Raw genomic sequence first — 22,155 nt, forward strand, 5'->3', positions numbered from 1 at the left:
TAAAAAAGCCCACCTCAAGGGCGGGCAAGGGCATTGTTTCCAATGAGAATAGCCGGTTCACACAACTATTCAAGGTCCGCTCCTGCGTTTCAATTAAATGAAGACCTCCCTAGCGTCGAAGGGAGTGGGAAAGAACTCAACCAGTCAACCAAGAGTTCGTCAACATTTCATCATTTCTGGTTGTTGACCTGAAACAGTCTCTTCCCAGACTGTTTCACTCCCACCCCCGCACAGCTCCAACTGTCTGGGAGACAGTTGGAGGTTGGAAATAAGGCGAACTCTTGTTCGCATCAATCGTAAAGGTCAGATTTGGAGTGCAAAACACGAACAAATCTGCCAATCAACCACTGCGCTGAGATGTTGACACGAACTCTTAGGAGCGTGCTGAACCTTAATCACCACCCACTACTCGGCTCATCGCATGAATCTATTCTACCATAATCTCAAGGATTTGCAAGCCTGATTACTCCATTCATTCTTGAATGGTTACTTGTACACTATCACCAGCCTGTTTACCAATAGCAGTTCGAATAGCCTTTTGTACACCAATAATGTAACAGATATTGCCTGCTTCATCCTTTACTCCCATATTGACAATGGAACCATCATAGGGATGACCATCAAATCTGGCGTGCACTTTTACTCTCCCCTTGCCAAACTCTTCTCGTATATCATAGGGAAAGATGACATAGGCTCCACCCTTGTCCGGTACGGGATGGATAAGGGCTTCAAATTCATAGACTTTAGACATGGCTCCTCCTAAATATACTTACTAGCCTCACGGATGGATAAGCCTGCCATTTGGGAACTGTATTTGTCAAGAAAAGTCCGCGCCCAGTCAGGATTGGTCTTAGAATAATCCCGTAAGCTCCAGCCAATCGCCTTGTTGATGAAAAATTCTGTCTGATTGAGATTGTTGACCAGGATTTTTTCCAACAGCTCTGTATCTGTCTTTTCTTTCTGCAAGAGTTGGTGGTCAATGGCAATTCGTCTCAACCAGAAATCATCATCCAAACTCCAGTCAATCATCACCTGCTTAGCCTCTGGATTGTCCAACACAATCTTACCGACTAGTTTATCTAATCCATCAATACTATCCCACCAAGACTTGGTCTGAGCTAGCTCTTTCAAACGAGGTAAATCAGCTAAAACCAAGTCTTTTTTCTTGGAGACCAAATAATCAATGGCAACATATTGAAATTCACGGTAGGGTTTGTCCCAGCAAGCCTCTACAAAGTCCCAATCAATCCCCGGAACCTTAAAATCTTTGAAGAATTGCTTGGCAACTGTTCGACGGTCAGGTGACCGAACGCCTAGAAAGTCAAAGTTATTTTTCATGTAGGCCTTCATAGGCTGGGCTTGACTGGCATCTGCCACCGCCAACAAGCGTTTTTCTAAATCATCAATCTTCATTTTTCTCACCTACCAAGGATTTTTGGAGCCAGACAATATCGTGCCAGGTCTCAAATTTATAACCAACTTTTTTAAAATGAGCTACCTGTTCGTAGCCCCTCTTCTCATGGAGGGAAATGGAGGCAGGATTTGGCAGGGCAATGCAGGCCAAGAAGTTCTTAAATCCACGCGCCGTCAAGTCCTCTTCCAAGGCATCATAGAGCATGGATCCGATTCCTTTTCCACGTACTTCTTGCTGGATATAGACAGATAATTCCACCGTCCAGTCATAGGCAGCTCGGGCATAATAGGTCGAAGCGTAGGCATAGCCAAGAATTTTCCCTTCTTCTACTGCGACCAGATAGGGAAACTTCCCCAAAGTCTTCTCAATCCTACTTGCAAATTCACTTACAGTCGGTACTTGAGTCTCAAAGGTAATAGCCGTCTTTTCTACATAAGGAGCATAAATTGCCACCAGGTCTGCAGCATCCTCTAGCCGTGCTGAACGAATTTCTATCATTTAGTTCTCCAATAATTCTCTATCATAAATGGTATAGTCACAACGGTAGATAATTAACCGTTTTCCATCAATCAAGAGTTCAGAAGTCTTAGGTGCATCAGATGCATAAAGAGATACTTTATCACCTACATAAGTAGCAAGCGGGGTTCCGTTTTGCGAACGAATCAAGACCACCTTAGCCTTACCCGTAAAATCATTTTTCAGGCTAGAGACCATTCGATTGACAACAGGAATAGCATGATCGTAATTGGACATATCGACTGTGGTTTGATACTTGGCAAACAAATCTTCCAAGCCTTCTTCTGCTGCAATCAAGGACGAACCGACATGGTCAATTTCAAAATTGCCAAGTGTGACTTTCAAAACAGACGAATCCGCATTGGAATTGCCTTCGGCATCCACCGAGTCAAATTCCTGATTCCGCGAAATCGATAGGGACTTACCAGACATTTCATCGATCAACTGAGAATTTTCATCATAAGTCCGTACCGTCATCTCCAAGCCAATCCATTCTTCCTTGGTATTTTTCCACCAATTTGAAATTGATTGACAGGCAGAAAGAGTGACTAGACTGGTAGCTAATACAGCACCAAGTGCTAACTTTTTATTCCATTTCATATAAAACCTCCAATAGTTGATACCTTATTGTACCATGAAAAATTTTTTTGAGACCGTCTATGACAGCGAATAATACTTCTTCCTGGTACTGCCCGAGGATCGAAGAAATCCATATTCCTCGAATCGAGACAAGTATCGACGAGCTGTAGCTGGACTGAAACCCATTACCTCTTGTAAATCTCTACTGGAGATAATCGAATGTTGACGTAAAAAAAGAGCAACCTTTTCAAATACAGCCTGCTCTTTGTCGCTCATAATCGGCTCACTCAAAATGAGCGAATTAGTGAGCGAATTGGTGAGCGAATTAGTGAGCGAATTGGTGAGCGAATATTCTTCTAATGTTTCAAAAATTGCATCAAGCATGAACTCGATAAAAACAGTTGCATCAACTGATGTATTACTGATTGTTAAACTATCATAGTAAGCCTGTTGGTATTTATAGATTACTGTTTCAATTGGAATCCACTCAAAAATTGACTCCCATTGGTAAAGTAACAAACTTTGCCACAATCTCCCCATGCGTCCATTTCCATCTTCAAAAGGATGAATAATTTCCAATTCATAATGGACAATACAGCTTTTAATCAAGGCGTGTAAATCACTCCGTTTTGCCCAAGAAAATAAGTCTTCAACAAGAGGTTTAATGAATTGAGGTCGGGCACCAACATGGACTACATTTCCATCACCGTCATAGACTCCCACATCCGTTGTACGGAATTTCCCTGATTGTTTTACTAATCCTTGTGTTAATGCAGCATGAGCACGCAAGAAATCATTGATATCATAAGGGTCTAATCCAAAAGCAAATTCATAAGCTTCATAAGCATTTTGAACTTCATGAATTTCTTTCGGCCTTCCTAAGACACGTTTTCCTTCAATGATAGCTGTTACCTGTTCCACAGTTAAACTATTATTTTCAATCGCCAAAGATGACTGAATAGAGCGAATACGGTTTTCCTTTCGTAAATGCAGATCGCGCTTTTCTAAAACAAGGCGAGTCGTCAATGAAGAAATATCTGCTACTCGACTAATCATTTTTTCAGTTAAAGTATAGTTTGGTTGCATGATGACCTTTCTATTAAGGTTGTTCTTACAAAAATTAAACCTCATATTTATTAGGTGTTCTAGTTTCTTAATTTATCTAATCTTGCTTTTCTTTCATCGATAGTTTCACCACTTGTCGTACTTAATACTTTTTCAGATGAAAGGAACTGATTAAATAATAATTGCAATAATAATCTTATTGTTCTATATGATGTCCCTAAGAAAACACCAACGATAAATATCCAAATATAAAAACCAATCTGGCTCCATGAAGTAGTAATACTCAGTATTCTGACACATTCTTGATGAAATCTCAACTCTTGCATTATAACAGACATTATGAATGCAAAGAAAGCAAAACGTAATGAATCTCTAAGATTACTTCTAAAAATATTATCTACTCCTTGTTGTTGATATTTTTGGAATATTTCTGTATTTGAAGACACTAAAACCAAACCATACATAGCAGTATAAAATCCGATGACCAACCCTGAAAATTGAATAATTGATTCCAAGATCCCCGGAAAACCTTTCATTTTTACAGATAATTTTAAAATCTTAGCAACTATCAATAATAGGACTCCAATAATCCATGGGTATAAATAATTGAAACGATTTCCTTTTATCATACGATTTCTCAACTTCCATCTCGCAACATTAAGTTAATCTTTAACTTTCTGTTTAATCCCTCGTTCGCAGGCAAATAGCAATATTTCATTCTATCTAGTACGACATCCGATCGCAATCTAGTTTTTGGCGGTTGCTCAAATCTTTCTTTTTCTAACAATAATGCATTTAATAGGTTCAATACTTCGATGTGCCCGCTATTGATAATGGATAGTTCTGCTTTTTCAAAATAGTTTTCATGCTCTCGAATTTCTTGAATGATTTTTTTAACCTCAGAATCATTCAAAGTATCATCCTTTGATCGTGCTGTGCTGAAAGTTACCTCTAAATTTAAACCACTCACAGGTTGACTGGCCCTAATAATATTACCAAGAACTCCATCCACTGCATCACTAAGCATATTTCTAACCCCATTTTTTGAATTATACTTATTTGCTGTTTTTACAGTTAGTTTTTTAAAGTCACTATTCCTCGCAGCTGAATCATAAATATTGGGATCTATTATTGGAATAAATTCAATAACTTCCCACTCATTTTCAGCTCTATCTTCATTCCAAAAATAATTGATATACTGTATGATCGCCTTCGGTGATAAAGCGTGAATGTTTCTTTGCAACATTAAAACAGAATTACTCAAGTCAAAGATTGCATTTATATCATTTGCTATAAATTCATCATCATCTAATGGGACATCTCTTTCGATTTCCTCTGAGGCCTTTGCAATATAGGGCATCGCATTGTTGGTCAATCGTTTAAATTGCATTAAAAGCAAGTCATTTTCATCAACTCGAAAATTTTTCAATCTGATTGGATCACCATTATATTTCCAACTTCTAGCATCTAAATCTAACTCTTTAACCTTTTCAGCAAATTGCGTTAAATCAAAAAGCATCTTTCTCCGTGAATTATCAACAGTTCTATCAACTTTTAGTTGAAAGTATAAAAACTTTACAAGTACTTGATTCATTGACATATTCTTTTAATCTCCCTCCTCCACCTTCACCTGCCCATTCATCAGCATTGGCAAGAGCCAATCACGGAGTTGGGACAGTTCTTGGTTTTGTTTATAAATTAAATGTTTTTGACTAATAAAATTTGAGACTAATTTAGAAAATTTTAAAGCATGTTTTTCTGAAAAAAGGACACTATATTTTTGAATATGAGCCTTGTCACCTCTAGGCATTTTAGAACCTTTTGAGCCTGCGACATTATAATTAAAAAAATCATCTCTCGCCAAGGAATAAAATAGATAATTACAGATTTCCTTATCATTTGCTCGGAGACATAAAACGTCACTACTACAACCACCTGTACGGTCTGAAATCCAAATTTTCTTAAAATATGGACGAATATTAGCAATTAGAATATCATTAGGGATATAACTATTTACCAAAGTACTGTTAGGTAAATAACTTGCTTGCTCAATACCTTTCATATTTGATAGCATGTTATCTGTACCAATATAATTTTTTGAATTTAAAACATCAGAACTAATTTTATCGGTAACATAAGTTGATAATTCCCCCAATCGCTTCACTCCCCACCCTTCTGGTATTTCTCGTTTGAGTTGGTCGTTATAGACCATTTTACCACCTGAGGACTTGTAGGGCTTTCCATTTTCATCAGGGAAATCAAACTGCACAAACCAATAATCATAAAGGGTCTTAGCCATCGCCTCCAACTCATCGTTTATTTGGTTATTCAAAGCGATTTTTTGGTCGAGTACACTTAATATTTTCGAAATGTTACTTTGTTCAACTAGTGACTCTGGAATTCTAATTTCATAATTTTTTATATCATTTGCATTTAGGTTATTTCTAACCCCTGATGATAGATTCCGAAGTGATTCATACTGAGTTTTCAGGTAATAATAAACATATTCAAAATCAGCTTTCTCTTCATTAATCATTATATTGCAACATGCTTGATTTGTTGCCATAGGTTTCATTATTATTGAAATGTTACCTCTAGTCTTCCCTTCCCCATACATAGCAATAGATAGTGTTTTTGGGGGATATAGTTTTAGACTAGTTTTTTCTAAAGCAATCTCTGAAATTTTTGTGTTCGTATCCCAAATATATTTTTCACCTAGTTGATCCGTTTTTAACCAAGGAATAACTGGATTATTCCAATACTCCGAATTACTTTTTAATGGTGTCAGTCCACTTGTAATGCTAACTGATAAATCCTTGAGACTTTTTAATTTCCACTCACTCATACCTCACCCTCCTCATCTGCTTCTCTATTTCCTTTTCCAATTCATGCGATTGGGCAAAGAGGCTGGCTAGGCGGTCTTGGTAGCCCTGCATTTTTTCTTCAAACTCTTCTGGGCTGATATCGACGTAGTCAATCTTGATGTCAAAGTACTGGCCGGCACTGAGGGAGTAATTCTTGTCCTTAATCTCCTCATAGCTGACCTTGACAGAGAAGTCTTCGACAACTTCTTTCTTAATAAAAGTCTCAATGATTTGCACTTCTTCTTCTGGACTGAGGACGGTCTTTTGGTTCTTGCCTTCCTTGACCTTAGTGCCAAGATTAGAAGCGTCAATCAAGACCACATCGTCCTTATTCTTCTTATCAATAAAGAGAATGGACACGTTGGTTCCTGTGGTCGCAAAGATATTGGACGGCATAGACACAACACCTGCCAACATTTTCTCATCGACAAGGTGCTGACGGATTTTCTTGTCAATACCTGACTGGGCGGTAATAAATCCTGTCGGCAGGACAATAGCTGCCTGCCCGTCTTCCTTCAAACTATAGATAATATGCTGGATAAAGAGTTGGTAAATGGCCATACTCTCTTTTTTCTTGTTGGGAATCTTTGGAACGCCTGCAAAGAAGCGTTCACTGCTATTTGGCAGACTTTCTACCTGATCCCGCCACTCTGAAAAGTCCAGTTTGAAGGGAGGATTGGACACGATATAGTCCATTTTCTCGACATGACGATTGTTGAGAATGGTATTTCCCTGCACGATATTGTGAATGGAGTGCTGCAAGCCATTGAGAATCAAGTTCAGGCGCAAAAGATTAGAAGATTTCTGAGAAATATCCTGACTGTAAACACTTGTACGGTCGGTACCGATCTGGCTAGCCAAGTTCATCAAAAGAGTTCCTGAACCTGCAGATGGATCATAGATTTTTACGTTACTTGGCTGATCATTTCCCACCAAAATCGCCGCAATGATTTTGGCAACAGAGTGAGGAGTGTAGTATTCCGCATACTTTCCACCACCGTCCTTGTTGTAGTCTTTAATCATGTATTCAAACAAGGTTGAGAAGAAGTCAAAGCCCTGTGAAAAGATCTGCTGGTCAAACTTAACACGCACCAAGAGATTGATAATGGAAGCCGCAACCTCGTTTCGCTTGCTGGCATCGGAAATGGTATCCGTAATCAAGCGTTGGTCAAAGAGTCTAATATCCGTTCCACCGTCTGTATGAACGGAGAAGATAGCATTGTTATCAATGGCAATCTGATTGAGCGTTTGTTCAAAAATCTCCGCAAAGTCTGCTTGGTTCTGCTGGCGGTGCAGGCTTTCAATCAGTTGTTCAGGTTTTAGATGGGCTGTTTTTGTCCCGATATCATCTAAAAACCATTCATAATCCTCCTCAGACAAGTTTGAAAGACCTTGATAATCATAGGATTCGTCTATGATCAGGGCTTCGTACAAAAACTTGTCATTCAAAAATTTGTAAAGGAAAGATTGGGTCAGGAGTTTGTACTCTCCTGCCTCTCCTCCAAGTCCTGCATGGGTAAAGACTGCTTTTAGGTCATCAACTAACCCTTGTACCTGGCTTTGTACCTGTACGATATAATGTTCTTCCATTTATTTTTTATTCTCCTTCATAGACTTCCATTAGAGAACGAATCAACTTGTCATAATCGACTCGTTTGAGTTGTCTACCTTCTTCTGTTTTCTTCATTTCTTCACGGGCTAGGCGTTTGATTTCCCCTTCTAAAAAGGCTTCGTTTTCAAGAATACCTTGATTGAGACCAATTTGATAATCAATCAATGGCTTGGCACCTTTAAGAACTTGGTAAATGGCTGGGAAATCACTCACTACTGTTGATTGGGTGACACGTTTGAAAGTACGGGCTGACATAGTATCTCCACCAAAGTTCATAGCCAAACGGTTCATTCTTGATTTGTAATCCTCAACAGAGTCAAATAAACTTTGATAGGCTAGTTTGGTCTCCTTGATTCTCGCTAGACTGTACCCTTCGACTTCTTGGGTCATGTGTTTGTTTAGAACGCGTTGAAACTCTTCAAACAGGCTGACCCATTCTGGATCTTTCTCATCCCTCCGCAGATTGATACCATTAGCCACACGGCGTCGGATATCGTCCAAGTCATTAGCCGCAAGTCGTAGCTCTTCTTCCTTTATCTTGGTAAAGCTAAAGCTGGTTTCAGACATGGCTAGATTCAGCAATTGTTGGCTGGAGAAACTATCTGGTTTTTCTAACAAACTCAAGGTCAACAGACGACGGGATAGCATATTCAAAAGGCTAGCAATTTCTCCCATATTGACCTGTTTGACAATATCGTGGTAGCCATGCAAACGTGCCATGTTGTAGTACTGACGAATGGTTTCAAGAGATTTTCGGAGGGCGATTAACTCTTTCCTATCCTTGGCTTCATCGATGGCTCTTCCGAAAAATTCTAAGTTATCTGTCGGATAGTTCATTAGAACTCGGTTAGAGCTCGCTAGCTGTTCCTGGACTTCTTCTGGGGACACAAAAATAGTTGCAAAAGGATTATCTCCGTCTTCTTCTGTCAAAGCTGCCTGGTATTCCCGATTGAGTTCTTCCAGATAGGCTTTATTGGTCTTGTCAAATTCCTTGGAAATGTCCGCAAAATCAATGACATAGCCAAAAGCATAATCCTTGTACGGACGGTTGACACAGGTTAAGGTCTGCAAGAGATTATGGGCCTTGATTTTCCGTCCAAGATAGAGGCGTTTTAAACGAGGGGCATCAAATCCTGTCAAAAGCATAGAATAAACAATGACGAAATCGAACAGCCCTTTCTTGAACTTGTCTACCTCTTCTTTCTTGTAGTCCTTGTCTCCCACATCATGCAAAATCAAGGTAGAAGTGAAACTGGTCTGGCCTGCTAGTCGCCGTTCTTCTAGTTGCTGGTGCAATTCTCGTGCTTGTTCGGATGAATCACAGACAATCATTCCACCGATTGATTGGTCACCAAAAAGAATATCCCGTGCTCTTGTAAAATCATCTAAGATGAAATCCAACATGGGACTGACATAGCGAGGATGAGCAAATATTTCTTTCTTATCAATCGAGCCTTTTTGAATTTCTTCATGGATGGCTTTTAGGTTTTCCTTGTAAGAAGTTTCGATGTCCTCACGCATCAGTCGCAGGGTAAATCCATCTGAAATGGATTGATTATAGTAGTATTTATGAATGTAGTCACCAAAGATATCCCGTGTGGTGACAGCTGTTTCCTTGGTTTTTCCATCTGCCTTAGGAGCAATCAAAGGGGTACCTGTCAGAGCGATTTTGATAGCCTGCTTATCTGCATTATAGAGATTTGGCAGATAGGACCCTTTTTCATTGTAGGAACGATGCGCTTCGTCGATGAAATAGATATTCTGTTGATTTAAGTCATAACCAGAATGGTCTGTTAAATCAGAGGATTCTTTGAATTTTTGGATATTGACAACAGACACGTCATATTGGTCTTGGATCTGATTTAGCTCTCTAGGCTTGTTAATGCGTTTGACCTTCAGACCACGCTTGCTAAATTCTTTAAATGCCTGATCAGCCAAATCCAATCGGTCCACCACAAAGTAAAACTGCGGTACAATTCCTTTTTGGGCATAAAAGTCCCTCAAATAGCGGATATTGAAGAAGGCTAGGGCAGTCTTACCAGAACCCTGTGTATGCCAGATAACCCCTTTCTTCATCCCTGCTTCCAACTCTCTCTCAATCGCCTTGGTCGCAAAATATTGCGGGTACCGCATGGCGTGTTTCTGTAGTTGAACCTGTTCGTTTTTATCACGTTCTTCCACATAGACTAAACCGTAACGAAGCATGAAAAAGAGCCGTTCTTTCTGATAAAGGGAAGTTAAGAAAGAATTACAAGGGCTGAATGGATCCAAATTGGTTAGAAATTCTGCCTGTGACTTGAGGGCAAATCGCTTGACATCCGTAAGAACTAAATCAATCATCTCTTCCTCTAATGGAGATAAACACTCTTGTAAGTGTCCTTCCTCTTCTTTGAAAGAGTTGAACTTGGTAGTAGAATAGGCATTGCTACAATAAAAAGAGCCTTGTAACTGCTGACCTTGGCTATCATTATAGTGAAGATTATCCGAAAAGGAAATCAGCTGGGTAATATTGTTAAAGCGTCTAAATTTTTTATTTTCAAAGCGGAACTTGGTCCGTTCTTTTTCAGACTGAATCCCCGTTTTCCCATCTCGGATGGCATTGGGTTGCTTGACCTCGATATAGCTGAGTGGTAGACCATTGATAAAGACTGTAATATCTGGTCGGAACTCATCCTCACCATTTTGGCAAGTAACTTCCAAGGCGATATGGAAGGTATTGGCTTCAAGATCGTCCCATTTGATATAGGTGTAGTCAGAGTCAGAATGAATTCGCTTGAAAAAACTACGTCCAATATCATCTTGGTCTAATTCCAAACGGATGTTTTCAAATTCCCGTTCAAAGTCAGCTTCACTTGCGTAATTATTGAATCTTAAAAACTGTTGCTTAAAAATCGAAACAAGGATATTGGTTGAATGGTCTCTGTTTTTAATATCTTCACTTGTAGCTGAAAGATAATCATATCCAAGACGAGTCAAATGCAAAGCTGCAGGCAATTGCACTCTTGTAAACTCATTGTGTTCCTTTCTCATCATACAAAGCTCCTAGTTTATTCTTATCAATCATTATACCATATTTGCAAAGGCTTTCCGACAAAAAAACCGCCCTTTCGGACGGTCACAGTTCATCAAAGAAAAAGGGCTCTTGATGAAAAATGGTCAATCAATGAAATGTGATCACTCAATGAAAATTAAGACTAGTCTAGGAAACGAAGTCGCAGATTATACTTGAGTATATCAAGGCAAGTTGACGCCGAATAGTGTTAATTTTCGATGAGTGAAAAAACATCATTCAAATTCTCAGCCATCGTCGGATGGGTGAAAATTTGCGTTTTGAAGTAGGTGTAAGGGATTTGGTTGTCAATGGCCATAGCAATCAAGTTAATCAGCTCCTCTGAATTACGACCAAAGAGTGTGGCACCCAGAACAAGCCTACTTTCCTTGTCTACGATAACCTTGAAAATACCTTTAAGATCATTATTGACATGGGCACGTGGCATATTGGCAACAGGCAATTCGTTGGCAATATAGTCGTAACCTGCTTCCATGGCTTCCTTCTCGGTCAGACCAACACGAGACAGCACAGGCGTAATAAAGACGCTGGTTGGAATAGACTTGCGTTGGCTCAAGTTGTAAGTACCAGTCCCAGTCAATTTACCAAAAACGATACGGAAGTCGTCTAGGGATGTGTAAGTAAATTGTGGTCCGCCATTGACATCTCCCACCGCATAGACACCTGGAACAGTCGTTTCGCAGTAGTCATCCACCTTAACAGCACCATTTTCCAAAAGCTCAATCGCCGTATGTTCCAAGCCCAAGTCAGCAGTGTTTGGCACACGACCCGTCGCATAGAGGACAGCGTCAAAGACTGCCGTTTCGCCATTAACCGTCACTGCTACTTGCTCGCCCGCAGCTGCTACTTGCTCGATTTTCGCACCCAAAACAAAGGTCACACCAGCTTCTTCCATATACTCCTTGGCGAGCTTAGCAACTACTTCCTCTTCTCTTGGTAAAATAGCAGAGCCAGCTTCATATACCGTCACCTGACTGCCGAGTTTGCTGTAGAGTCCAGCAAATTCCAGTCCAATGTTGCCTCCGCCGATAATAGCCAACTTATCAGGACGAGTTTCCAAGTTTTGAATACCCGTGCTATCATACACGTGAGCTGTATCCAACAAACCTGGAATTGGAATCACGCGCGACTTAGCACCTGTATTGATGACAATAGTTTCCGCAGTCAGTTGGATGGATTCCTCACCAGCTGACACTTCCACAACCTTATCCGCCACAAAACGCGCGTGTCCTTGGTACAAACTAACACCACTGCCTTTTAATACTGCCTCGTTTTTGTTCCGCAAGCGAGTGGTGACTGTTTCCTTTTGCTTCATGACCTGCTCGAAAGTCCAGTTTTTATCTGCTGCGACCAAGAGGGTCTTGGTTGGAATACAGCCGATATTGATACAAGTCCCACCGAACATAGCAGGATTTTCTTCCACCAAGGCAACCTTCTTCCCAGCTGCTGACAGCTTACCTGCCAAGGTCTTACCAGCTTTACCAAAGCCGACGACTAACAAATCAAATTGTTCCATAAGATACTCCTTTTAATGTTTTCAACCTTAGTCTATCAAAAAAGATTTTTTTTGGCACAATTCTGCTACGGATGACAAAAATCCCTTGAAAATAAGGAATTTCATGTCTTAAAACCGAATGACAAACCGCATGGTATGATGATCAAGCGGGAAAAAGTCATAGGAAAACTGGTGACTGTCCCAAATCTGCTTAACCAGGTAGAGTCCAATCCCTGTCCCTCCGTCCTCCTTGCTGCGACTGTAATCTGGTCGGTAGAAAGGCTGGAAAACCTGGTCAAGTTCTTCCTGACTGAGCAAATGAGAAACCTGATTGTCTATTAAAAGCTGATTGGCCTGGAGCTTGAGTTTGATGTTTGCCTGCGGACTAGCATAACGAAAGGCATTGTCCAGGATATTTTTTAGAGCCTTGGTCAGGTAGATCGGATTCCCATGAATAAAGACTTCTTCCAAGTCAGTTTGAAACTGATAACCTTCTAACAGTGCCCAGTCAACATAGGAAGGCAGGATTTCTTCAAGCAGACGATGAAGGGCAATTTCTTCTTCCTTGTTTTTTATAGCCATATCCACTGTGGTAGCTTCTAAGATAGACTGAACGAGGGTTGCTTGTTCAGCTAGGATATCACGACACTTGGCTAGGTAGGTCTGATGGTCCTTGAAATCCCCGACATTATAGAGCATCCCCTCAACCAGACCAGTCATGCTGGCAATGGGCGTTTTGAGTTCATGCGAGGTCATACGGAGAAAGTCAGACTTCTCCTTCTCACGCACCAGGCTACGCTCGTTTTCTTCCCGCAACTCTTCTATGCTGCTCTGCAATTTTCCATAAAGATGATTGATGTCCAGGGCCAAGGTTGCAATCTCATCACGACCCGTCACTTGACAGGCCAGACCTGCTTGTAAGCTCTGCATTTGCCGTGTCGTCGCAGAGAGGTGGGCAATCCTACGAGTTGAGAAGTGGCTGTAAATAAAGGCCGAGGTCACGGCTAGGGCAATAATCAAGAGGAGCACAAAGGGATAGAAGGTCAAGAGGGTTTGACTGACTCCTGATAGGGTATAAAAACCATATTCGGCTGTGAGAACCAACTCCTTGCCTTCTTTTGTAGTGACAAGAGCCGACCAAGAGCCAATCTCATCGTACTGGCCTTGCTCCAGATAACTGCTTCCCCGCTCCTGACTGCTCTCTTCCTGCGAAGGATAGATAATCTCCTGATCGGCAGAATAGAGGGTCAAAAGTAGGTCGGGGGAATTTTCGTCGTAGGCGGTCAAACTGGCGAGAATCCTTGCCTGGTCCTGACCTTCTAGGGATGTAAGAACTTGGTTATATTCCTGTCTGAGCTGGTCCTTCTTGACCTGATTGTAATAGATAGGCATGGCATAGTAGAGCAGGCCAAGCAAGATAAGTGAGGTAAGACTGACCATTAGGGTTACGATGAGGAATTGCTTTTTGGCTAGTTTCATCTTAGGTCTCCAACTGATAACCACGGCCAATGACCGTTTTTAGGGGAAGGTCTGGTAATTTCTTGCGTAGATTTTTGATGTGGTTGTCTAGGACACGACTATCCAACTCTGTATAGCCCCAGATATCTAACATCAGGCCGTCTCGACCGACAATCTGGCCCTTGTGCTTAATCAGATAGTGTAGAATGGCATACTCCTTCTGGGTCAAGGAAACCAGCTTGCCCTGGTCATAAACCATACCTGTTTTTTCAGATAGGCTGATGTTCCCCACCACCAGTTGATCCGTCTGACATTCCTGACGGAGAATATTCTCAACCCGTTTCATCAGAATAAGGGGAGAAAAGGGTTTGGTAACATAGTCGCTAATCTGCTGATTAAAAGAAAGTAGCTGGGTGCACTCATCTCCCAAGGCTGTCAGCATGAGAATAGGAATTGCGGAAGTTTTCCGAACTTCCTGCAAGACTTCCAAGCCTGTCATCTCGGGAACCATGATGTCTAGAATAAGGAGGTCAAACTGGCTCTCTTGGCTGGCTTGATAAGCTATTCTGCCATTGACAAAACTCAAGACCTCGTGTCCCTCTTCCTTCAAAAATTCACAGACAACCTGATTGATAACAGGGTCATCTTCTAGTACCAAAATGCGTGCCATACTTGCTCCCTTTTCTTTCTCTTCTTCTCTCCATTATAGGCTTATTTGTCCGAGGGCTCAACTAATTTTTGACAATCGCTGCAAAAAACAGATAAAAAACAGATGACGGGTAGGGTGAGAATAGTTGGTTCTGCTAAACTGAGTATAGAAACTAGAAAGGATACTTATATTAAAAGAAAAGAAGAAGGATATTTCTCCAGTGGATTTGATAGTTGTGGCTGTGATTTTATTCGGAGAGGGAATCATCAACTCGACCTTACAGTGTATCGGCCTTTTCACCCAACAAACCAGCCTGGCGGAGAATTTGACCTTTACAGCTCTAGACAATATCAAGGCCTTGCTGATCCAGTTGGTCTGGCTTGGCTTAGCCCTCGCCTATCTTATCTGGCGGAAGGTGGATATGTTTCAATTGAAAAAACACATTTTCTGGACACCTTGGGTTCCCCTACAGGCTCTAGTAATTTTCGGATTGGCGGCTCTTTCTATGGACCTGTTTCACTTGCTGACTTATCAATTGACAAGTCCAGTCACGCCCTCCATGTTCAGCCTTTTTCCAAATATAGACATCACCCTACTAGCCTACTCTCTCCTCAACGGCTTTTACGAGGAAATCTTTTTTCTTGGGCTATGCTTTATGGTCAAACCAGAGGCTAGGAAGTGGATTCTTCCCTTCTCGCTCCTGATTCGGTCTAGTTTTCATACCTACCAAGGTCTGGTAGCTGGAATTGGGCTTGGCTTGATTGTGGGGCTTCTCTTTCATTTTCTCTATCAAAAACTCCAGCCCCGCAATCTGCTCCCCTTCTTTTTAGCTCATAGTCTGGCTGATGTCATTGGTCTGACAGTCTTGTCTTATCTTCTTTACTAAGCATACGAAAGGAATCTTATGAAACACCTATGGAATACCTATAAAAGTCAATTTGCCCTTATTCTTGCCAGCCTTGGTTTTGTCAGTGGTTGCAAGATGATTTTTGATGAACTAGCCAAGCCGAATGGCATGGAAGAAAAATATCCTCTCTTTCTACTAACCATTTCACTGGTAGCCCTCTATCTCCTTCCCTTACTGGTCCTCATCCGTCACTTAGAAAAGCGCTATGCTATTTCCAAAAAAGTCAGTCATTTGAGTTGGCTTTTGGGGCTGACTGCTGGAGTGGCATTTTCTGACATTGGTCACACAGCCATTGGCTACTTTTTGCTTGAAATCGTTAAGGTCAGCGATGATTTTCGCTATGACTGGGGTGCTGCTGTATCTGCACCATTTGCGGAAGAGTTTGGGAAGGGCTTGGTTGTCCTCTTGGTTTTGCTGATTGCGAGAAAAATGACTGTAAAAGATGCCTTGGTCAGCGGTATGATTGCAGGTCTCAGTTTCCAAATTGTTGAAGATATCATGTTTACCTTCCGAGATATGTTTGTGGGTAAACTGGATGGATTTGAAACCATTATCGGTCGGGTAGGACAGGCTGGCTGGACCCACTGGGTATTTACCCTACTCTTTGCGGTTGGTCTAGTTGCTCTGCTTGGTCAGGAGAAAAGTCTATCCAAAGCCCAAGGAGCGTTCTGGCTCCTTGCCAGTCTAGGCCTACATTTCTTCTTCAATTCGCCTTTGAATACTGGCTTTATGACATCACTGCTTCCGCTGGCTAGTATCCTACTTGGCTTACTTGCCTATCAAACGGTTGAGAAACTATCTGAATAGACAAAAAATCCGCCTTTGAGCGGATTTTTTATATTCATTCTTGTTAGAACAAGCCGATAGCCGTCCCGTCTGCTGCCACATCCATGTTGAGAGCTGCGGGAGCTTTTGGCAAACCGGGCATGGTCATGACATCACCTGTCAGAGCCACGATGAAGCCTGCTCCCAATTTTGGCACAAATTCACGGACTGTAATATCAAATCCTGTCGGTGCACCAAGGGCAAACTGATCATCTGAGAAACTGTATTGAGTCTTGGCCATGCAGACTGGCAACTTATCCCAACCATTCTTAGCAAATTCAGCCAGCTGGTTACGAGCCTTCTTCTCAAAGACAACTCCTCTACCGCCGTAGATTTGTGTAACAATCTTAGTCACTTTCTCTTCCAAGCTATCTTCAGCCTTGTAGAGACATTGGTAATTGGCTACATTATTTTCAATAGTGGCAACGACTGTTTCAGCTAGCTCAACACCACCATCAGCGCCATTTGCCCAAACGCTCGCCAACTCGACAGGAACGCCAATTTCAGCACACAGTTCTTTCAAAGCAGCGATTTCATCAGCAGTATCTGAGACGAATTCGTTGATAGCAACCACCGCTGGAATTCCATACTTCTGGATATTTTCCACGTGACGTTTGAGGTTGGCAAAACCAGCTTTGACAGCTTCTACATTTTCAACAGAAAGTTCTGTCTTAGCCACTCCGCCATGCATTTTAAGCGCACGCAGGGTCGCTACAATCACCACAGCATCAGGAGCCTTAGGCAAGTTTGGCACCTTAATGTCGAGGAACTTCTCTGCTCCAAGGTCAGCCCCGAAGCCTGCTTCTGTGACGGTATAGTCGGCCAATCGCAGAGCGGTTGTGGTAGCGAGGACTGAGTTACAGCCATGAGCAATGTTAGCAAATGGGCCACCATGGACAAAGGCTGGCGTGCCATAGATGGTTTGGACAAGGTTTGGTTTGATAGCGTCCTTCAAAATAAGGGTCAAAGCACCTTCCACCGCCAAATCACGCACGTAGACAGGACTGCGATCGAAACGATAACCGATAACAATATTTGCCAAACGTTCTTTCAAGTCATTGATGTCCGTCGCCAAGCACAAAATCGCCATGATTTCAGAAGCTACGGTAATATCGAATCCATCTTCACGCGGAATACCATTGAGCGGACCACCCAAGCCAACTGTTACCTTACGAAGGGCACGATCGTTGAGGTCCACAACACGTTTCCAGATAATACGGCGTTGATCAATCCCAATCACATTCCCTTGGTGGATGTGGTTGTCAATCAAGGCAGACAGGGCATTATTAGCCGTAGTAATGGCGTGCATATCCCCTGTAAAATGCAGGTTGATATCTTCCATTGGTAAGACCTGAGCAAAACCACCACCTGCAGCCCCACCTTTGATCCCCATGACAGGTCCCAAAGAAGGCTCACGGAGGGCAATCATGGTTTTCTTTCCAATTTTAGACAAAGCATCAGCCAAACCGATGGTAATAGTTGACTTGCCTTCACCAGCAGGTGTTGGGTTGATAGCTGTTACTAAAATCAACTTACCAGGCGCATTTTCCTTGACTGCATTGATTTTATCGAAAGACAATTTTGCCTTGTATTTTCCGTAAAGTTCAATATCATCAAAGCTGATACCGACTTTTTCAACGATTTCTGTGATAGGTTTCAAGGTCACACTTTGTGCAATTTCAATATCTGTTTTCATGAGAGCTCCTAAATTCCTTATTTTTTATGGACATTATACCATACCACAACTTATTTTCGCATATTTTTTACTATTTATTCACTAACGTACGGAATTTTCAGAAAAACTACAGTTTCCCTCACTTAAACAGATACAAATTTTAAAAAACTGTATTCTCATCATATCATCGCTCTACACTTCCGTCTAAGACTGATCCTTATATTTTTTATTAGTGTTATCATTTTCCAGTGTCACAGATTTATTAGCAAATGAGTTAGTGCAAACTTTACGAAAAATAGAAATTCTAGTAAAATATGAACATGAAACTATTGATTACATCAGGCGGAACAAGCGAAGCTATCGATCAAGTCCGCGCTATTACAAACCATGCTTCTGGAAATCTTGGAAAAATCATTGCCGAACAAGCCTTGAAACGTGGTCATGAAGTTACTCTTGTGACTACAAGACAGGCTGTTAAACCAAATTCTCAGAAGAATTTAACCATTATCGAAATCACAAATGTTGATAGTTTGAAAGAAACATTAGAACCTTTAGTCAAAACCCATCAGGCCCTGATTCATAGCATGGCTGTATCCGATTATACACCTGTTTATATGACTGGTTTAGATGAACTAAGAGCAACTGAAGATATCTCTAGTCTACTAAAAAAACAGAATACAGAAAGTAAGATTTCATCCAAGGATGACTACCAAGTTCTTTTCTTGAAAAAAACTCCCAAGGTCATTTCCTATGTAAAAAAATGGAATCCAGCTATCACACTCTTTGGCTTCAAACTATTGGTTAATGTTCCTAAGGAGGAATTATTTGCCGTAGCTCGCCAAAGCATTGAACGAAATGGCTCTGATTATATACTTGCTAATGACTTGAAGGATATTGGAGAAAATCAACACATTGCCTATTTAGTTGATAAAACAAGGGAAATTCAAGCACAGACAAAAGATGAAATTGCTCAGCTCATTTTAAATACCCTAGAAAAAGGAGAAAAAAATGGCTAATATCACACTTGCCGTTACTGGCTCTATTTCAGCCTATAAAGCAGCTGACCTAACCAGTCAATTGACCAAGCTCGGTCATCAGGTTACAGTCCTCATGAGTCGCTCTGCTATGGACTTCATCACACCTTTGACTCTCCAATCCTTGTCAAAAAATCTGGTTCACACAGATGTCATGATTGAAGAAAATCCTACTCTTATCAAGCATATCGATATTGCCAAAGAAACAGACTTATTTTTACTTGCCCCTGCTTCTGCCAATACGATAGCTAAATTAGCTAATGGTATGGCTGACAACATTATTACTGCAATAGCCCTGGCTCTGCCAATTGGTACTAAAAAACTGCTGGCACCTGCTATGAATACTAACATGTACCTCAATCCTGCTACCCAGAAAAATATCAAAACCCTCATAGAGTATGGTTTTGAGGAAATCAAACCGCGTGAAGCCCTGCTTGCTTGCGGCGACTTTGGTACAGGCGCTCTGGCCGAGGTTGATGTGATTCTTAACAAAGTAATGGAGGTTCTAAATGAAAACAAATAAATCCAGGGACGTTGCGACTCTTGCAATATTTCTAACAATCATGATTGTCATTGAAGTGGTCAGTCAGATGATTTTTGCTAATTTTATCTTGCCAATAAAACCGACTATTACACATATTCCCATCATCATCGCTTCCATTCTTTACGGTCCACGCTTAGGGGCACAACTGGGTGGTTTTATGGGAATAATGAGTATCATCCGCAATAGCATAATCCTTTCACCGATGAGTTATGTTTTCTCTCCTTTCGTAGAACATGGAAACTTCAATTCTATCCTGATTGCCTTAGTTCCACGTATTTTAATCGGAGTTACACCATGTTTTGTTTACAAATTGATGAAAAACAAAAAGGGGCTCCTACTAGCAGGTCTTACTGGTACCTTGACAAATACAATTTTTGTCTTGACTGGTATCTTCTTCCTATTTTCTAATGTATATGCGGGGGATATAAAATTGTTACTAGCTAGTATCGTCTCATTCAATTCTATTGCAGAATTAACCATCTCCGGTCTCTTAACCATAGCTATCGTTCCAGTTTTACAGAAAGTTAAAAAATAAATATCAGAAAATCACGTGAAAGCGTGATTTTTTTTTTTGAAAATGGTATAATGAAAGCGTTTAATAGAAAAATTTTAAGGAGATATGCGATGACTTATCAAGAAAACTATCAGACATGGCTCGACTTTGCGGACCTTCCAGATTACTTGCGTGAAGAATTAGTCGCAATGGATGAAAAAACCAAAGAAGATGCCTTCTATACAAACCTTGAATTTGGTACAGCGGGTATGCGTGGTTATATTGGTGCTGGTACTAACCGTATCAACGTATTCGTCGTTCGTCAAGCCACAGAAGGTTTGGCAAAATTGGTAGAATCAAAAGGTGAAGAAGCTAAAAAACGTGGTGTTGCCATCGCTTACGACTCACGGCACTTCTCTCCAGAATTTGCCTTTGAATCAGCTCAAGTTTTGGCAGCGCATGGTATCAAATCTTATGTATTTGAAAGCCTTCGTCCAACTCCTGAGTTGTCATTTGCTGTTCGTCATTACAATGCCATCGCAGGTATCATGGTGACTGCCAGCCACAACCCGAAAGAATTTAACGGCTACAAGGTTTACGGTGAAGACGGCGGACAAATGCCACCAGCTGATGCAGATGCATTGACCAATTTCATCCGTGCCATCGACAATCCATTTGCAGTTGAATTGGCTGACCTTGAAGCCAGCAAGGAAAATGGCTTGATTACAGTTCTTGGCGAAGAAACTGACGTTAAATATCTTGAAGAACTCAAAGACCTCAACATCAACCCTGAATTGATTGCTGAATACGGTAAAGACATGAAGATTGTCTACACACCGCTTCATGGTACGGGTGAAATGTTGGCTCGTCGTGCCCTTGCACAGGCTGGTTTTGAGTCTGTCCAAGTTGTTGAAGCACAGGCAACTGCTGACCCTGACTTCTCTACTGTCGCTTCACCAAACCCAGAAAGCCAAGCTGCTTTTGCCCTTGCGGAAGAATTGGGCCGTGAAGTCGGTGCAGATGTCCTTCTTGCAACTGACCCTGACGCTGACCGTGTTGGTGTTGAAGTTCGTCAAGCTGACGGTTCATACTGGAACCTTTCTGGTAACCAAATCGGCGCTATCATTGCTAAATACATCCTTGAGGCCCACAAGCAAGCAGGCACACTTCCTGCAAACGCTGCCCTTGCTAAATCAATCGTATCCACTGAGTTGGTAACGAAGATTGCTGAAAGCTACGGTGCTACCATGTTCAACGTCTTGACTGGTTTCAAATTCATCGCTGAGAAAATCCAAGAGTTCGAAGAAAAACACAACCACACTTACATGTTTGGTTTTGAAGAAAGCTTTGGTTATCTCATCAAACCATTCGTGCGTGACAAGGATGCTATCCAGGCTGTGCTTATGGTTGCTGAAATTGCTGCCTACTACCGTTCACGTGGTATGACCTTGGCCGATGGTATCGATGAAATCTTCAAAGAATACGGCTACTTTGCTGAGAAAACAATCTCAGTTACCCTTTCTGGTAAAGACGGTGCAGAGCAAATCAAGGCAATCATGGCTAAATTCCGCGATAACTCACCTGCACAATTCAACGCAACGGACATCGCAGTCTTTGAAGACTTTGCCCTTCAAACTAAGACAGACAAAGATGGAAACGTTGAAAAACTCACTACTCCTCCATCAGATGTCTTGAAATACACCTTGGCAGATGATTCTTGGTTTGCAGTTCGTCCTTCGGGAACAGAACCAAAAATCAAATTCTACATCGCAACGGTTGGTGAAACCCTTGCTGAAGCAGAAGAAAAAATCGCCAACATCGAAAAAGAAATCAACGAGTTTGTTGGGTAATCATTTATAGTTGTTTAGTTTTTATTTAATATATGATAAAATAGACTTATGACTTACGGAATTGATTTTAGAAAACGCGTTATTGCCTATGTCCAATCAGGACAC

At 41.3% G+C, this 22,155-nt stretch carries 20 protein-coding genes; 6 read left to right on the forward strand and 14 right to left on the reverse strand.

The features are described 5' to 3' along the window. Window positions 1-472 precede the first annotated feature (472 nt). The 13 genes from SST62_RS0100985 to SST62_RS0101045 all read right to left on the reverse strand — a co-directional run bounded on the left by SST62_RS0100985 (window position 473) and on the right by SST62_RS0101045 (window position 14,743). Entirely contained in the window at window positions 473-751 is a 279-nt protein-coding gene (locus SST62_RS0100985) for a DUF1905 domain-containing protein (RefSeq protein WP_029942428.1), read from the reverse strand. Window positions 752-759: 8 nt separating this feature from the next. After that, window positions 760-1,413, reverse strand: a complete 654-nt coding sequence (locus tag SST62_RS0100990) for a DNA alkylation repair protein (RefSeq protein ID WP_029185948.1) — start codon at window positions 1,411-1,413, stop codon at window positions 760-762. Beyond that, window positions 1,403-1,912: a GNAT family N-acetyltransferase gene (locus tag SST62_RS0100995; RefSeq protein WP_029185949.1), complete on the reverse strand. Its 510-nt coding sequence runs from the start codon at window positions 1,910-1,912 to the stop codon at window positions 1,403-1,405. The genes SST62_RS0100990 and SST62_RS0100995 overlap by 11 nt, the downstream gene beginning before the upstream one ends. Continuing rightward, entirely contained in the window at window positions 1,913-2,530 is a 618-nt protein-coding gene (locus SST62_RS0101000) for a DUF5052 family protein (protein WP_029185950.1), read from the reverse strand. Window positions 2,531-2,587: 57 nt separating this feature from the next. After that, window positions 2,588-3,595 carry a Fic family protein gene (locus tag SST62_RS0101005; RefSeq protein ID WP_029185951.1) on the reverse strand — a complete coding sequence of 336 codons (1,008 nt, stop codon included), beginning with the start codon at window positions 3,593-3,595 and terminating at the stop codon, window positions 2,588-2,590. Window positions 3,596-3,654: 59 nt separating this feature from the next. Then, window positions 3,655-4,203, reverse strand: coding sequence for a hypothetical protein (locus tag SST62_RS0101010; protein ID WP_029185952.1), 549 nt, complete (start codon window positions 4,201-4,203; stop codon window positions 3,655-3,657). Window positions 4,204-4,211: 8 nt separating this feature from the next. Further along, window positions 4,212-5,174, reverse strand: a complete 963-nt coding sequence (locus SST62_RS0101015; RefSeq protein ID WP_029185953.1) for a DUF6731 family protein — start codon at window positions 5,172-5,174, stop codon at window positions 4,212-4,214. 6 nt (window positions 5,175-5,180) lie between these two features. After that, a complete protein-coding gene (locus tag SST62_RS1000000112845; RefSeq protein ID WP_032499272.1) occupies window positions 5,181-6,419 on the reverse strand; it encodes a restriction endonuclease subunit S in 1,239 nt (412 codons plus the stop codon). After that, window positions 6,412-8,028, reverse strand: coding sequence for an HsdM family class I SAM-dependent methyltransferase (locus SST62_RS0101025; protein WP_029185955.1), 1,617 nt, complete (start codon window positions 8,026-8,028; stop codon window positions 6,412-6,414). The genes SST62_RS1000000112845 and SST62_RS0101025 overlap by 8 nt, the downstream gene beginning before the upstream one ends. 7 nt (window positions 8,029-8,035) lie before the next feature. Further along, on the reverse strand, window positions 8,036-11,083 hold the full coding sequence (locus SST62_RS0101030) for a DEAD/DEAH box helicase family protein (protein ID WP_029185956.1): 3,048 nt from the start codon (window positions 11,081-11,083) through the stop codon (window positions 8,036-8,038). A gap of 227 nt (window positions 11,084-11,310) precedes the next feature. Further along, window positions 11,311-12,636, reverse strand: coding sequence for an FAD-containing oxidoreductase (locus SST62_RS0101035; RefSeq protein ID WP_029185957.1), 1,326 nt, complete (start codon window positions 12,634-12,636; stop codon window positions 11,311-11,313). A 108-nt stretch (window positions 12,637-12,744) separates the two neighbouring features. Then, window positions 12,745-14,094: a sensor histidine kinase gene (locus SST62_RS0101040; protein WP_029942429.1), complete on the reverse strand. Its 1,350-nt coding sequence runs from the start codon at window positions 14,092-14,094 to the stop codon at window positions 12,745-12,747. A 1-nt stretch (window position 14,095) separates the two neighbouring features. After that, window positions 14,096-14,743 carry a response regulator transcription factor gene (locus SST62_RS0101045; RefSeq protein ID WP_029185958.1) on the reverse strand — a complete coding sequence of 216 codons (648 nt, stop codon included), beginning with the start codon at window positions 14,741-14,743 and terminating at the stop codon, window positions 14,096-14,098. Window positions 14,744-14,942: 199 nt separating this feature from the next. Here SST62_RS0101045 and SST62_RS0101050 point away from each other — a divergent pair, with 199 nt between their 5' ends. After that, window positions 14,943-15,608, forward strand: coding sequence for a type II CAAX prenyl endopeptidase Rce1 family protein (locus SST62_RS0101050; protein ID WP_228376830.1), 666 nt, complete (start codon window positions 14,943-14,945; stop codon window positions 15,606-15,608). A gap of 18 nt (window positions 15,609-15,626) precedes the next feature. After that, a complete protein-coding gene (locus SST62_RS0101055; RefSeq protein ID WP_029185960.1) occupies window positions 15,627-16,436 on the forward strand; it encodes a PrsW family glutamic-type intramembrane protease in 810 nt (269 codons plus the stop codon). 43 nt (window positions 16,437-16,479) lie between these two features. Here the strand turns inward: SST62_RS0101055 and SST62_RS0101060 are convergent, their stop codons facing one another. Next, window positions 16,480-18,150, reverse strand: a complete 1,671-nt coding sequence (locus SST62_RS0101060) for a formate--tetrahydrofolate ligase (protein ID WP_029185961.1) — start codon at window positions 18,148-18,150, stop codon at window positions 16,480-16,482. A 299-nt stretch (window positions 18,151-18,449) separates the two neighbouring features. Between SST62_RS0101060 and SST62_RS0101065 the strand changes: the two genes are divergently transcribed. The 4 genes from SST62_RS0101065 (at window position 18,450) to SST62_RS0101080 (ending at window position 22,050) form a co-directional block, all read left to right on the forward strand. Next, window positions 18,450-19,145 (forward strand): phosphopantothenate--cysteine ligase, encoded by a 696-nt coding sequence (locus SST62_RS0101065; protein WP_029185962.1) that lies wholly within the window; start codon window positions 18,450-18,452, stop codon window positions 19,143-19,145. Beyond that, window positions 19,138-19,686 carry a phosphopantothenoylcysteine decarboxylase gene (coaC, locus tag SST62_RS0101070; protein WP_029185963.1) on the forward strand — a complete coding sequence of 183 codons (549 nt, stop codon included), beginning with the start codon at window positions 19,138-19,140 and terminating at the stop codon, window positions 19,684-19,686. The genes SST62_RS0101065 and coaC overlap by 8 nt, the downstream gene beginning before the upstream one ends. Continuing rightward, window positions 19,673-20,242, forward strand: coding sequence for an ECF transporter S component (locus tag SST62_RS0101075; RefSeq protein ID WP_029185964.1), 570 nt, complete (start codon window positions 19,673-19,675; stop codon window positions 20,240-20,242). Before coaC ends, SST62_RS0101075 begins: the two co-directional genes overlap by 14 nt. An 89-nt stretch (window positions 20,243-20,331) precedes the next feature. Continuing rightward, window positions 20,332-22,050 carry a phospho-sugar mutase gene (locus SST62_RS0101080; RefSeq protein ID WP_029185965.1) on the forward strand — a complete coding sequence of 573 codons (1,719 nt, stop codon included), beginning with the start codon at window positions 20,332-20,334 and terminating at the stop codon, window positions 22,048-22,050. The last annotated feature ends 105 nt before the right edge of the window (window positions 22,051-22,155 follow it).

It is taken from the genome of Streptococcus suis YS56 (genome assembly GCF_000440115.1).
Classification (GTDB): Bacteria; Bacillota; Bacilli; order Lactobacillales; family Streptococcaceae; genus Streptococcus; species Streptococcus suis_L.